12 protein-coding genes and 1 riboswitch are annotated in these 13,740 nt (G+C 69.8%); of the genes, 7 read left to right on the top strand and 5 right to left on the bottom strand.

The genetic code is table 11. The features are described from left to right. The first annotated feature begins 92 nt into the window (after positions 1–92). Together IF655_RS13450 and IF655_RS13455 are read left to right on the top strand one after the other, a co-directional pair. The gene (locus IF655_RS13450) at positions 93–1,061 is read left to right on the top strand and encodes a diacylglycerol kinase family protein (protein WP_199584958.1); all 969 of its coding nucleotides are present in this window, start codon (positions 93–95) and stop codon (positions 1,059–1,061) included. Positions 1,062–1,388: 327 nt separating this feature from the next. After that, positions 1,389–1,646 (top strand): WhiB family transcriptional regulator, encoded by a 258-nt coding sequence (locus IF655_RS13455; protein ID WP_016639615.1) that lies wholly within the window; start codon positions 1,389–1,391, stop codon positions 1,644–1,646. A 272-nt stretch (positions 1,647–1,918) separates the two neighbouring features. On the opposite strand, the gene IF655_RS13460 is transcribed toward IF655_RS13455, so the two are convergent. Continuing rightward, entirely contained in the window at positions 1,919–3,394 is a 1,476-nt protein-coding gene (locus IF655_RS13460; RefSeq protein WP_199584959.1) for a sensor histidine kinase, read from the bottom strand. A 635-nt stretch (positions 3,395–4,029) separates the two neighbouring features. Between IF655_RS13460 and nagB the strand changes: the two genes are divergently transcribed. Next, on the top strand, positions 4,030–4,815 hold the full coding sequence (gene nagB, locus IF655_RS13465; protein WP_199585201.1) for a glucosamine-6-phosphate deaminase: 786 nt from the start codon (positions 4,030–4,032) through the stop codon (positions 4,813–4,815). A 117-nt stretch (positions 4,816–4,932) separates the two neighbouring features. Here nagB and IF655_RS13470 read toward each other — a convergent pair whose 3' ends face one another. From IF655_RS13470 to IF655_RS13485, 4 genes are all read right to left on the bottom strand, one after another. Then, complete coding sequence (locus IF655_RS13470; RefSeq protein WP_199584960.1) at positions 4,933–6,417, bottom strand: glycoside hydrolase family 3 protein; 1,485 nt, start codon at positions 6,415–6,417, stop codon at positions 4,933–4,935. An 8-nt stretch (positions 6,418–6,425) separates the two neighbouring features. Then, a complete protein-coding gene (locus IF655_RS13475; protein ID WP_199584961.1) occupies positions 6,426–7,274 on the bottom strand; it encodes a carbohydrate ABC transporter permease in 849 nt (282 codons plus the stop codon). Then, on the bottom strand, positions 7,271–8,257 hold the full coding sequence (locus tag IF655_RS13480) for a carbohydrate ABC transporter permease (protein ID WP_199584962.1): 987 nt from the start codon (positions 8,255–8,257) through the stop codon (positions 7,271–7,273). Before IF655_RS13480 ends, IF655_RS13475 begins: the two co-directional genes overlap by 4 nt. Before the next feature lie 175 nt (positions 8,258–8,432). After that, a complete protein-coding gene (locus IF655_RS13485) occupies positions 8,433–9,707 on the bottom strand; it encodes an extracellular solute-binding protein (RefSeq protein ID WP_199584963.1) in 1,275 nt (424 codons plus the stop codon). 408 nt (positions 9,708–10,115) lie between these two features. Here IF655_RS13485 and IF655_RS13490 point away from each other — a divergent pair, with 408 nt between their 5' ends. The 4 genes from IF655_RS13490 (at position 10,116) to IF655_RS13505 (ending at position 13,498) form a co-directional block, all read left to right on the top strand. Further along, positions 10,116–10,880, top strand: coding sequence for a GntR family transcriptional regulator (locus IF655_RS13490; RefSeq protein ID WP_199584964.1), 765 nt, complete (start codon positions 10,116–10,118; stop codon positions 10,878–10,880). A gap of 155 nt (positions 10,881–11,035) precedes the next feature. After that, complete coding sequence (locus IF655_RS13495; RefSeq protein WP_199584965.1) at positions 11,036–11,305, top strand: DUF3311 domain-containing protein; 270 nt, start codon at positions 11,036–11,038, stop codon at positions 11,303–11,305. Further along, positions 11,302–12,912: a monocarboxylate uptake permease MctP gene (gene mctP / locus IF655_RS13500; RefSeq protein ID WP_199584966.1), complete on the top strand. Its 1,611-nt coding sequence runs from the start codon at positions 11,302–11,304 to the stop codon at positions 12,910–12,912. Before IF655_RS13495 ends, mctP begins: the two co-directional genes overlap by 4 nt. Before the next feature lie 79 nt (positions 12,913–12,991). Next, on the top strand, positions 12,992–13,498 hold the full coding sequence (locus IF655_RS13505) for a GNAT family N-acetyltransferase (RefSeq protein ID WP_199584967.1): 507 nt from the start codon (positions 12,992–12,994) through the stop codon (positions 13,496–13,498). 28 nt (positions 13,499–13,526) lie between these two features. Beyond that, a riboswitch (cobalamin riboswitch) is annotated at positions 13,527–13,688 on the top strand. Positions 13,689–13,740: the final 52 nt, after the last annotated feature.

Here is a 13,740-nt window from a genome sequence, read left to right on the forward strand (position 1 = left end):
GGGCGGTGCGTGGCGAGGCTCACGCCCTCTCCTCTTACCCGATCCTCAACTCGCCCTGGGCCGGATACCCCCCAGTAGGTACGCTGCCAGTCATGCGTGCACTTCTCGTGGTCAATCCGGCGGCAACCACCACCAGCGCACGCAGACGCGATGTGCTGATCCACGCGCTGGCGAGCGAGATGAAGCTGGAGGCGGTCACCACCGAGTACCGCGGCCACGCCCGCGACCTGGCCCGGTCGGCTGCGGAGAGTGACGACGTCGACATGGTCGTGGCCCTCGGCGGCGACGGCACGGTGAACGAGGTGGTCAACGGTCTGCTGCACGCCGGTCCCGACCTGGACCGGCTGCCCGGTCTCGCCGTGGTGCCCGGCGGCTCCACCAATGTCTTCGCCCGCGCGCTCGGGCTGCCCAACGATCCCGTCGAGGCGACCGGCGCCCTCCTGGACGCGCTGCGCGAGGGCCGGGAGCGGGTGGTCGGGCTCGGTCTGACCTCCGGTACGCCGGGCACGGCGGACGAGGCGGTGCCGGACCGCTGGTTCACCTTCAACGCGGGACTCGGCTTCGACGCGGGCGTGGTCGGCCGGGTCGAGCGGGAGCGGGAGCGCGGCAGAAAGTCGACGCACGCCCTCTATGTGCGCCAGGTGGTACGCCAGTTCCTCGGTGAGCCCAACCGCCGGCACGGCACGATCGAATTGGAGCACCCGGGCGCGGACCCGGTGACGGACCTGGTTGTCGCCATAGTCTCGAACACGTCCCCCTGGACCTATCTCGGCAATCGCCCGATGTACACGTCGCCTAAGGCGTCGTTCGATAAAGGTCTCGACGTACTCGGTCTAAGTCGCTTGTCCACGGCCGCCGTTGCCCGGTATGCGACCCAGTTGCTCACTTCGTCCCCCGAGCGGGGACCCCACGGAAGGCATGCGTTTTCGCTGCACGATCTGGACCGCTTCACCTTGCATTCGAAGGTCCCGCTGCCCCTCCAGATGGACGGCGACCACCTAGGGCTGCGGACTAGCGTGACGTTCACAGGCGTTCGCCGTGCACTGCGTGTGATTGTGTGAGTGGAACGGGCGAAAGTCCTTTCACTCGAACGTTTAGGCCAGGGTCCACCCCATGGAAGTACGGCTGTGACCTAGTCGACACCGAGGAATCAAAAAAAATCTTCGGGAAGGGGTTGTATCCGCCGCCGAGGTTTGCGAGTCTCTACGTGGCGGTCGGGACAGCCCGCGACATCGGCGTCCACTGATCACCGATCTCCCTTCAATCACAGGACCACACCGGGACAACTCGGCAGTCGGCCCTTCACTTGTTGGGGGACTCGTGAAAGCGTTCACATTCACAAGCAACTTGCACGTAATACCTGCACGTACCAAGGAGAGGTAGCAGCCATGGACTGGCGTCACAACGCCGTTTGCCGCGAGGAAGACCCCGAGCTCTTCTTCCCCATCGGCAACACCGGTCCTGCGCTGCTGCAGATCGAGGAAGCCAAGGCCGTCTGCCGTCGCTGCCCCGTCATGGAGCAGTGTCTGCAGTGGGCGCTCGAGTCCGGCCAGGACTCCGGCGTCTGGGGTGGTCTCAGCGAGGACGAGCGCCGCGCCATGAAGCGCCGCGCCGCCCGCAACCGGGCTCGTCAGGCTTCCGCCTGACACTCCCACCCCTGCTGACAGCCTGAGCTTGGCGGCGCGCACACCACGTGCGCTTCTCCCGCCCCCGAGCCGCAGCGCGCAGTTCCCCGATGCTCCTCCAGGTCCCGGCTCCGGCCGGGCGGGGGGTGCCCCCACGAGGGGCCGCAGCAACGAGCACCAGCCTCGGACCACCCAGTGGTCCGGGGCTTTTCGCTGTCCCGCGCCAAGTCGAGCCGGGTCGAACCGCTGTGAGCCAGGGCGAGCGGTGCCGGAGCGTCCCGGCACCAACTCCCTTACCGCTGCGGTCGTACCGGGATGTCCAGGATGACCCGCGTCCCGCGCTCAGGACCCGGCACCATGTCGAAGGTGCCGCACAACTCGCCCTCCACCAGCGTCCGTACGATCTGCAGGCCGAGGTTGCCCGCGGTGTGCGGGTCGAAGTCCGCGGGCAGACCGACGCCGTCGTCCTGGACGGTGACGAGGAGGCGGCCCTCCTTGGTGGTGCCGCCGCGCACCGCCGAGACCTCGACGGTTCCGGTGTCGCCCTCGCGGAAGCCGTGTTCCAGGGCGTTCTGCAGGACTTCGGTGAGGACCATCGACAGCGGGGTGGCCACCTCGGCGTCGAGCACACCGAAGCGTCCGCTGCGGCGCCCGGTCACCTTGCCCGGCGAGATCTCCGCGACCATCGCGAGGACGCGGTCGGCGATGTCGTCGAACTCCACGCGCTCGTCCAGGTTCTGGGAGAGCGTCTCGTGCACGATGGCGATCGAGCCGACCCGGCGCACCGCCTCTTCGAGGGCTTCCCGGCCGCGCTCGGACTCGATGCGCCGGGCCTGGAGGCGCAACAGGGCCGCCACGGTCTGGAGGTTGTTCTTCACCCGGTGGTGGATCTCCCGGATGGTGGCGTCCTTGGTGATCAATTCCCGTTCGCGGCGCCGCAGTTCGGTCACGTCGCGGCAGAGCACGAGGGAACCGATGCGGGTGCCCTTGGGCTTGAGGGGGATCGTCCGGAACTGGATGACCCCGTCGTTCGCCTCGATCTCGAACTCGCGGGGCGCCCAGCCGCTGGCCACCTTGGCGAGCGCCTCGTCCACCGGGCCCCGGGTGGGGGCGAGTTCGGCGGTGGTGGTGCCGAGGTGCTGGCCGACCAGGTCGGCGGCGAGCCCGAGGCGGTGGTAGGCGGAGAGCGCGTTCGGGGAGGCGTACTGGACGATGCCGTCCGCGTCGACCCGGATCAGTCCGTCACCGGCGCGCGGCGAGGCGTCCATGTCGACGTGCTGGTCGGGGAAGGGGAAGGTGCCCGCCGCGATCATCTGCGCGAGGTCGGAGGCGCTCTGGAGGTAGGTCAGCTCCAGACGGCTCGGGGTGCGCACGGTCAGCAGGTTGGTGTTGCGGGCGATCACACCGAGGACGCGGCCGTTGCGGCGCACCGGGATGGACTCGACCCGTACCGGGACCTCCTCGCGCCACTCCGGGTCGCCCTCGCGCACGATGCGCCCCTCGTCCAGTGCCGCGTCCAGCATGGGGCGGCGACCGCGCGGCACGAGGTGCCCGACCATGTCGTCCTGGTAGGAGGTGGGACCGGTGTTGGGGCGCATCTGCGCCACCGAGACGTACCGGGTGCCGTCCTCGGTGGGCACCCACAGGACCAGGTCGGCGAAGGAGAGGTCGGAGAGCAGTTGCCACTCCGACACCAGCAGGTGGAGCCACTCGAGGTCGGAGTCGTCGAGGGCGGTGTGCTGGCGGACCAGTTCGTTCATGGAGGGCACGAGTGCGAGCGTACCGGGGCACTCGGAGCGGCCGGAAAACACCCGCGGGCCGCGGCGCCTGGGAAGGACCCTCAACCTTCCCGGCACCGCAGCCCGGAGCATCATCGGCCGTGGGGTGTGCGGTCCCGGTCGGCCGAAGGCCGAGGAGCCGGGGCAGTCAGGGCAGAGAGCACCGGTTCCTCGAATCCGCCTTCCTGTGCGGGGAAGACGGAGGCTTTTTCAGCTATGCGCCCAGCGGTGTTCGTAGCCTGCATTGTGGACTAGACCACGCTGGCATGTCCATGCATGGAGCAGCGCGGATCGCACCGCGACGGCGCGAAACGACGGCATGGACGACGGACGACGGGGCCAGGTGGCACCCGATGCCACGCAGCCTAGCCCGGGGGTGCCCCTCAGGGGAGCGGTCGACCGGAGCGATTTACGCCACGCGGGTGCACGGGGGCGCGCGAGGAGGGCACCCAGTGCCGCCACGCCTCCCCACTGAGCCGGTCCGGGGTCGGTCCGGGAGCCGGTCCGGGAGCGGTTCACGAAGCCGGTCCGGGAAGGACCCCCTCTGCTAGATTGGTCTAAACCACATGGCGACGCGCGGCGCGCGCTCCCCCATCTCCAGCCCTCTTCAGAACGGCAGGCCCAGCGTGGAAGTTGTCATCGTTCCGGACGCCGCGGCGGGCGGCGAGCTGATAGCCGAGGCCATGGCCCAGTTGCTGCGACGCAAGCCCGACGCCCTGCTCGGCGTGGCCACCGGCTCCACCCCGCTGCCCGTCTACCAGGCGCTGACCGCCAAGGCGGACTCCGGCGCCGTCGACACCGCGCGCGCCCGGATCGCCCAGCTCGACGAGTACGTGGGACTGCCCGCCGACCACCCCGAGTCCTACCGCTCGGTGCTGCGCCGCGAGGTACTGGAGCCGCTCGGCATCCCGATGGACGCGTTCCTGGGTCCCGACGGCACGGCCGAGGACCTCCGGGCCGCGTGCGAGGCGTACGACCGCTCGCTCGCCGAGGCGGGCGGGGTGGACCTCCAGTTGCTCGGGATCGGCACGGACGGGCACATCGGGTTCAACGAGCCGTGCTCCTCGCTCGCCTCGCGCACCCGGATCAAGACGCTGACCGAGCAGACCCGCGTCGACAACGCGCGCTTCTTCGACGGCGACATCGAGCAGGTGCCGCACCACGTCATCACCCAGGGCATCGGCACCATCCTGGAGGCGCGGCACCTGGTGCTGCTCGCGACCGGCGAGGGCAAGGCGGACGCGGTGGCAGCGACCGTCGAGGGACCGGTGGCGGCGGTGTGCCCCGCCTCCGCGCTCCAGTTGCACCCGCACGCCACGGTGGTCGCCGACGAGGCGGCCGCGTCCAAGCTCAAGCTGGCCGACTACTTCCGGCACACCTACGCGCACAAGCCCGCGTGGCAGGGCATCTGACCTGATCCGCCGGTGCCGGGGGTCGAAGCGGGTCCCCGGCACCGGCACGGCAACAGGCGCAGGCGCCAACACCGGCACCAACACCGACATCGGCACCGGCACCGGCACCGGCTCCGCTCAGACCGCCCCCGCGACGACCTCCGCCGCCGCCTGTCCGCAGACCCGGGCCGCGCCGTGGGTCGCGAGGTGCAGGGCGCCGCGGGCGGGTGCCTGGGGCACGCCCATCTCCACCACGACCGTGTCGGGGCGCGCCGCGAGCAGGGTGTCCAGGGCGGCCGACATCCAGGGGTGGCGGTGCTCGTCGCGGACCACGGCGACGATCCGGCTCTCCCCCGCCTCCGCCAGCGCCTCCTCGCCCGCCTTCTCCCCGGTGAAGCCGCCGGTGCGGGTGCCCGGCAGCAGCCGGGCCAGGTCGGCGGCCACGCCCCAGGGCGTCTCGTCCCCGACCGCGATGTTGGCGACGGGCGTGAACGCGGCGACGTACGGCGCCCCGGAGAGCGGGGTGAAGCTCTCGCCGCCGGTCACCCGGAGCGCCCGGCGCGCCGCGCGCAGCCCCACCTCGGTGTCGGGCGCGGTGGCGGTCCCCGCCGACGCGGTGGCCCAGTCGGCCAGTTCGCGCACCCGGCGGGCGGCGTCCGCGAGCCGCTCCTCGGCCAGTTCGCCGGAGCGCACCGCCCCGACCAGCGCGTCCCGCAGCCGTCGTACCGTCTCGTCGTCCGCGAGTCCGCCGCCCACGCAGATCGCGTCGGCACCGGCGGCGATGGCGAGGACGCTGCCGCGCTCGATGCCGTAGGTCGCGGAGATGGCGCGCATCTCCATGCCGTCGGTGACGATCAGGCCCTGGTAGCCGAGTTCGCCGCGCAGCAGACCGGTGAGGATCGGGCGGGACAGGGTCGCCGGGCGGTCCGGGTCCAGGGCGGGGACGAGGATGTGGGCGCTCATCACCGCGCGCGTGCCCGCCTCGACGGCTGCCCGGAAGGGGGCGAGGTCGCGGCGGTCCAGCGTGCCCGCGTCCACGTCGATGCGGGGCAGCGCGTGGTGGGAGTCGACGGCGGTGTCGCCGTGCCCGGGGAAGTGCTTGGTGCAGGCGGCGACCCCGGCCGACTGGAGTCCGGTCACATAGGCGGCGGTGTGCCGGGCGACCAGGTCGGTGTCGGCGCCGAAGGAGCGGACGCCGATGACGGGGTTGGCGGGGTTGGAGTTGACGTCGGCGGAGGGCGCCCAGTTGAGGTGGACCCCGCAGTCGGCCAGGCGGCGACCCAGCTCGCGGGCGACCGCGCGGGTCAGTTCCACGTCGTCCACCGCGCCGAGGGCGTGGTTGCCGGGGAAGGAGGAGCCGGAGCGCGCCTCCAGGCGGGTGACGTCGCCGCCCTCCTCGTCGATGGCGACCAGGACGTCGGGGCGTTCGGTGCGCAACTGCGCGGTGAGGGAGGCGAGTTGTTCGGGCGAGGTGATGTTGCGTCCGAACAGACCGACCGAGGCAAGCCCCTCGCCGAGGCGGCGCAGCAGCCAGTCGGGGGCGGTGGTGCCGGTGAAGCCGGGCTGGAGGACGGTCAGCGCGTCACGGGTGAGGGTGTCGCTGCCGCGGGCGAGTGTCGTCATCGGTGGCGTTATCCCTTCACGGCGCCCGCGGTCAGACCCGCGGCCATCTTGCGCTGGATGATGAGGAACAGGACGACGATCGGCACGGCCATCATGGTGGCGCCGGCCATCATCGGGGCGTATTCGGTGCCGTTCTTGGTGGTGAAGTTGCCGAGCCACACGGTGGCCGTCTGGTGCTCCTGGCTGAGCAGCATCAGGGCGTAGAGGTACTCGTTCCACGCCTGGATGAAGCCGTAGACCGAGGTGGCGACCATGCCGGGGGCCAGCAGCGGGAAGACGACGCGCAGGAAGGCACCGGTGCGCGAGCAGCCGTCCACCATGGCCGCCTCCTCCAGTTCGCGCGGGATGTTGACGATGAAGCCGCGCAGCGTCCACACCGTGAACGGGAGGATGAAGGTCAGGTACGTGATGATCAGACCGGGGAGCTTGTCGTACTGACCCAGGTCGTTGAGCAGCAGGAACACCGGGATGATCATGGCGACCAGCGGGACCATCTGCACCGCGAGGATGCCGACGATGACGACCTTGCGACCGCGGAAGGCGAACCGGGAGATGGCGAGCGCGGCGAGCGTGCCGACGACGAGACCGATCAGCACGACGGACACGGACACCACGAGGCTGCGCCCGACCGGTCCCCAGAAGTCCGCGATGGCCAGCGCACGGCGGAAGTTGGCGAGGGTGAACCCCGTGGGCAGCAGGCTGGGGTCGGGGTCGATGGCGTCCTTGGCCGGTTTGACGGCCGTGTCGAGCATCCAGTAGACGGGGAAGCCCGCGGTCGCGAAGACGAGGAGACCGAGGACGTTCCAGCCGAACCGGGACGTGCGGCGGCGGGGGGTGGGGGAAGCCGTTGCGCTCATTCGACCTCTCCGATCTTCAGCATCTGGCGCATGTAGACGGCGACCACGGCGAGCATCAGCAGGATGGTGACGACGGCGATGGCCGAGCCCTGCGCGTAGTCGTTGACCACGAAGGCGCGGTCGAAGGAGTAGGTGGTCAGCAGTTGGAACTCGGGCTCGGGGTGACCGCCGCGCATCACGAAGACCTGCGGGAAGACGCCCATGTCCCAGATGACCGACAGGGTCGTGAGCATCACGAGGACCGGCTTGAGGATCGGCAGGGTGACATGGCGGAAGACGCCCCAGGCGCCCGCGCCGTCGAGCCGCGCCGCCTCCTCCAGTTCCTTGGGGACCTGGGTGAGTCCGGCGCTGAGCGTGATGGTCACGAAGGGCACCGCGCCCCAGACGACCAGGAGCATGATGACGGCGAGTCCCTGCGGTCCGCTGGCGAACCAGTTGTGGCCGACCATCTCGACGCCGGGGAGCTTGCTGAGCAGGGCGTTGAGGATGCCGTAGTCGGAGTCGAAGAGCCACTTGAAGACGGTGGTGGCGACGATGACGGGCATGCCCCAGCTCGCCACCAGGGCGATGTTGACCAGGGTGCGGACCCACCCGGAGACGCGCTGGAGCAGCAGGGCGATCAGCATGCCGAGCACCATGGTGAGGATCACCGAGCCGCCCGCGAAGATCAGCGTGCGCAGTACGACCTGCCAGAACTCGCCGTCCCCGAGCACGGAGGAGAAGTTGGCGAAGCCCACCGACTCGGCGGGCTGGAAGCCCCACAACTGGGACTGCCCGAACTTCTGGAACGACAGGGTGACCAGGCGGACCAGCGGGTAGCCCATGACGAGGGCGAGGATCAGCAGACAGGGCGCGAGCAGCAGCCAGGGCGTGGTCGCGCCGCCCTTGGCGCCGGACCGTGGCGCCGCGCCGGGTGCGGCGGGGGGCGGTGCCTGGCGCGGTGGCGGCACCTTGGCCGGGGTGGTCGTGTCTGCGGCACTCATCGCGCGCTCCTCAGCGGTCCCTGTGCTCGTACGCGGGCGGCGGCCGCGCGGTGGGTCTGGTCGTACGCGGGCGGGCGCGCGGCACCCGGGCGGGCGGCGGCCGGTCCCCGCGCGGGGGTGCGTGCGCGGGCACCGGCCCCGGTGCGGTCCGGGGCCGGTGTGCTCCGCGCTCGGGTCACTTGGTGTTGATGACCTTGTCGATCGCGGCGTCGGCCTGCTTCGCGGCGGCCGCGGGCGTCTGCTTGCCGGTGCCGATGTTCTGCAGCATGGTCTGCAGGATCTGCGCCTTCTCGACCTGACCCCAGCCGGGTGCCATCGGCACGAACCAGCTCGACTCGGCCGCGGTGGCCGGGACGGCGGTCGCCGGGTCGTTCTTCAGGGTGGCGAGGTCGGACTTGTTGTTGGGCAGGTTGCCCTTGCCCATCAGACCCTTCTGCCCCGAGGGTCCGGTGAAGGCGTTGATCCACTCGGCGGCGAGCCCCTGCGCCTTGGACTTGACCGGGACGGCCAGGTCGGAACCGCCGAGGAAGACCGGCATGTTCTTGCCGGACGGACCGGGCATCACGAAGTTCTCGAGCTTGTCCTTGAGCCCTCCGACCTTGTCGTTCTTCGGGTCGGCGGCGGTGGCGCCCTCCCAGGCGGCACCGAAGATCATGGCGGACTTGCCCTGGCCGAAGACGATGGGACGGTCGGACTCGTCCTTGGTCTTGTCGCCGTGCATGTACGTGTCGAGCACGGTCTTGTACTCGGTCAGACCCTTGAGCGACTCGGGCGAGGACAGGCTCGCCTTCCACTGTCCGCCGCTCTCCTTGGCGATGGCGCCGCCCGCGTCGTAGACGAAGGACATCGCGGCGTACCAGTCGCGGGAGGGCTGGTACCAGGCGCTGAACTTGCCGCCCTTCTTCTTCTGGATCTTGTTCAGGTCGGCGGTCAGCTCGTCGTAGGTCTTCGGCACCGCCTTGACCCCTGCCGAGGCGGCCACGTCCTTGCGCCAGCTCGCGACCCGGCCGCCCGCGTAGTACGGCACGCCGTAGGTCTTGCCCTGGTACGTCACCGACGCCTTGAGCCCGTCGAGCCAGTCGGCGGACTTGGCGAACTTGGTCGCGTCCAGCGGGGCGAAGGCGCCCTTGACCATGTAGCCGAGCATCTCGGTGTTGCCCATCTCGACCACGTCGGGGGCCTTGTCGGTGGCGAGGACGGCGTCGAGCTTGGTGTTCTTGTCCGGCCAGCCGTAGTACTCGTGCTTGATCTTCAGGCCGGGGTGCTTCTTGACGACCGCCGCGTCGGCGGACTTCACCAGCTCGGGCCAGTTGTTCTGCGCGTCGACGGTGAGCCAGACGGTCAGCTCCTTGGCGTCCGCCGCCCCCTTGCCGTCGTTGTCGCTCCCGCACGCCGCGACCGAGACGATCATGCCCGCGATGCCGATCGCGGCTGTCAGTCTGCGCTTCACGCCACCCTCCTCAAGGGACGCCACCCACCCCCCTGCCACCCCCTCGATGCACGGCTGCGCGCCGAACCATCCGTGGGACCGGGAACTGGACCAATGGTGTAGACCAGCACCGGGAGCCTGACCCACGCCAATGAGCATGTCAAGGGTGTTCCTGCGGGCCACGGGCGTCCGTGATGCGACCGAGATATGCAGGGACCTTTCATTGCTCAAGCGACAGATCGGACGGACCAGTTCCGGTGGACCACTGGCAGGAAATGGGGTGTGGACTAGACCAGCAGAAGTAGCGGCGGTATACAGGGAGGTCACGGAGCGTGGGGGCCGGAACCGGTCGCGCGCGGCCGTGCCACGATGTGGGCCGTGGCCGATGGACGTCGGTCGCTTTCGGCGCCGGAGCCGGGAAGGCAGAGCATGAGCACCGATGTCAGCAGGGCGGAGCACGAGGCCGGCGCGACCGTCCGTACCGCGCGCGTGCCCAAGTACTACCGCCTGAAGAAGCATCTGCTGGACATGACGGAGACGCTTCCCCCCGGTACGCCCGTCCCGCCCGAGCGCACGCTGGCCGCCGAGTTCGACACCTCCCGCACCACCGTCCGCCAGGCACTCCAGGAACTCGTCGTCGAGGGACGCCTGGAGCGCATCCAGGGCAAGGGCACCTTCGTCGCCAAGCCCAAGGTCTCCCAGGCGCTCCAACTGACCTCCTACACCGAGGACATGCGCGCCCAGGGACTGGAGCCGACCTCGCAGTTGCTGGACATCGGGTACCTCACGGCGGACGACCGGCTCGCCGGGCTGCTGGACATCACCGCGGGCGGGCGCGTGCTGCGCATCGAGCGGCTGCGCATGGCCAACGCCGAGCCGATGGCCATAGAGACCACCCACCTGTCCGCCAAGCGCTTTCCCGCGCTGCGCCGTTCGCTGGTGAAGTACACCTCGCTCTACACCGCGCTCGCCGAGGTCTACGACGTCCATCTCGCCGAGGCCGAGGAGACCATCGAGACCTCGCTGGCCACCCCGCGCGAAGCCGGTCTGCTCGGCACCGACGTGGGTCTGCCCATGCTGATGCTGTCCCGCCACTCCCTCGACCGCGAGGGCAACCCGGTGGAGTGGGTGCGCTCGGTCTACCGGGGCGACCGCTACAAGTTCGTGGCACGGCTGAAGCGACCTGTGGACTGACCTGCGGCGCTCTGACCCGTCTCTCACGCGTCTCCGCACCTCACAGCGGCATATCAATACACGGACGAGGGGTTCCGCTCCCGCCTGCCGTCACCTAAATTGCCAGCGCATTACGCAGTGATCAACGCTGATCAACGAGGGGACGGAGCGGTGGCATGTCCGAATCACCCGAAGTGAGGCACCCGGTGGTGACACCGGTGCGTGTCGTCATCGGCCTGTGTCTTCTCGCGCCGTTCGTCGCGATGCTGTGGGTCGGCTCGTTCGCGAAGACGGACCCGACGTTCATCGGCATCCCGTTCTTCTACTGGTACCAGATGCTGTGGGTGCTGGTCTCGACCTCGCTCACCGTGCTGGCGTACCAGCTCTGGCAGCGTGACCAGCGAGCCCGCAAGGCTCAGGTTCAGGACGGGGGTGCGTCCCAGTGAAGGACGGCGTCAACGGCGTGGCGCTCGGCGTCTTCGTCTTCTTCTTCCTGGCCGTCACGGTCATGGGCTTCCTGGCCGCGCGCTGGCGCAAGGCCGAGAACGAGCACTCGCTGGACGAATGGGGTCTGGGCGGACGGTCGTTCGGCACCTGGGTCACCTGGTTCCTGCTGGGCGGCGACCTCTACACGGCGTACACCTTCGTCGCCGTGCCCGCGGCGATCTACGCGGCCGGTGCCGCCGGGTTCTTCGCGGTGCCGTACACGATCCTGGTGTACCCGCTGATCTTCACCTTCCTGCCCCGGCTGTGGTCGGTCTCGCACCGCCACGGATACGTCACCACCTCGGACTTCGTGCGCGGGCGGTTCGGCTCGAAGGGGCTCTCGCTGGCGGTGGCGGTCACCGGCATCCTGGCGACCATGCCGTACATCGCGCTCCAACTGGTCGGCATCCAGGCCGTCCTGGACGTGATGGGCGTGGGCGGCGGTGAGAACACCAACTGGTTCGTGAAGGACCTGCCGCTGCTGATCGCCTTCGGTGTGCTCGCCGCCTACACCTACTCCTCGGGTCTGCGCGCCCCGGCGCTGATCGCGTTCGTGAAGGACGGGCTGATCTACCTCGTCATCGCGGTGGCGATCATCTACATCCCGATCAAGCTGGGCGGGTTCGACCACATCTTCGCCGCCGCCGACAAGAAGTTCACCGCGGCGGGCGCGGGCGGTCTGGTCCCGGCTCCGGCGGGCCAGTGGACGTACGCCACGCTGGCGCTCGGTTCGGCGCTCGCGCTGTTCATGTACCCGCACTCGATCACCGCGACCCTGTCGTCCAGGAGCCGTGAGGTGATCCGGCGCAACACCACGATCCTGCCGCTGTACTCCCTGATGCTGGGTCTGCTCGCGCTGCTCGGCTTCATGGCGATCGCGGCCGGGGTCAAGGTGGCCAACGGGCAGTTGGCGATCCCGCAGCTCTTCGAGGACATGTTCCCGTCCTGGTTCGCGGGCGTGGCTTTCGCGGCGATCGGCATCGGCGCGCTGGTCCCGGCGGCCATCATGTCGATCGCGGCCGCGAATCTGTTCACCCGGAACATCTACAAGGACTTCATCAAGCCGGATGCCACGCCCAAGCAGGAGGCGCAGGTCTCCAAGCTGGTGTCGCTCCTGGTGAAGGTCGGCGCGCTGGCGTTCGTCCTCACGATGGACAAGACGGTGGCGATCAACTTCCAGCTCCTGGGCGGCATCTGGATCCTCCAGACCTTCCCGGCGCTGGTGGGCGGTCTGTTCACCCGCTGGTTCCACCGCTGGGCGCTGCTCGCGGGCTGGGCGGTCGGCATGGTCTACGGCACGCTCGCCGCGTACGGGGTCGCCTCGCCGACGCAGGCGCACTTCGGCGGCTCGGCCAAGGAGATCCCGGGCATCGGTGAGATCGGCTACATCGGTCTGACGGCCTTCGTGCTGAACGTCCTGGTCACCGTGGTCGGCACGGTCGTCCTGAAGGCGGTGAAGGCGCCCGAGGGCGTGGACGAGACCCGTCCCGGGGACTACACGGCGGACGCGGGCGACGCGGGCGTCGAGGTGGAGCTGCCGCCCGCCACGGCGGGAAGCGCGCACTAGTCCCAGCATCGCTCAACTCCCTTGCGGGCCGCCGGTAATGCGAGAGCGCCGGCGGCCCGCTGTCGTCCAGACTCATGCCATGGACTTCCTCATCCGGCCGGCCCGCCCCGACGAGTACGCGGAGCTGGGCGAGATCACCGCGCAGGCATACCTCCGGGACGGGCTCCTGGACTTCGGGGAGGGCGACGCGTATCTGGCGGAGCTGCGGGACGTGGCGAAACGGGCGGGCGCCGCCGAGGTGCTGGTGGCGGTGCGGGACGGGGTGCTGCTGGGCGGTGTGACGTTCGTCCCGTCCGGCGGTCCGATGAGCGACATCGCCGGGGCGGGCGAGGCCGAGATCCGGATGCTGGCGGTCGGGCACGCGGGCCGGGGGCAGGGAGCCGGGGAGGCGCTCGTACGGGCCTGTGTGGAGCGCGCGCGGGCCGTGGAGGGCTGTGTACGGGTCGTGCTGTCGACCCAGCCGACGATGCGCACCGCCCACCGGATCTACGCGCGCCTCGGCTTCGTTCGCACACCCGAGCGGGACTGGAACCCCTTGCCCGGCCTGCTGGAGATCGCCCTGCTTACCTACGAGTTCACGCTCTGAGATCACCGCGACACACGACAGACACAACATCTGGGGGTGCCACGACAGCACGGCACTAGATGTATGCTCATGCTCGCTGTCGCCGCAGGGGAATCCGGTGCGAATCCGGAACTGTCCCGCAACGGTGTACTCGCGTGCTTTGCGCACGCCCGCTTCAGTCCGAGGACCTGCCGACAGCGCGCCCGGCCGTCCGGTCCGGGTGCCCCGAAGACGTCCGGGCCTCGTGGAGTGGGCCGGTGGAC

The organism is Streptomyces sp. DSM 110735 (genome assembly GCF_016482685.1).
Taxonomy (GTDB): Bacteria; Actinomycetota; Actinomycetes; order Streptomycetales; family Streptomycetaceae; genus Streptomyces.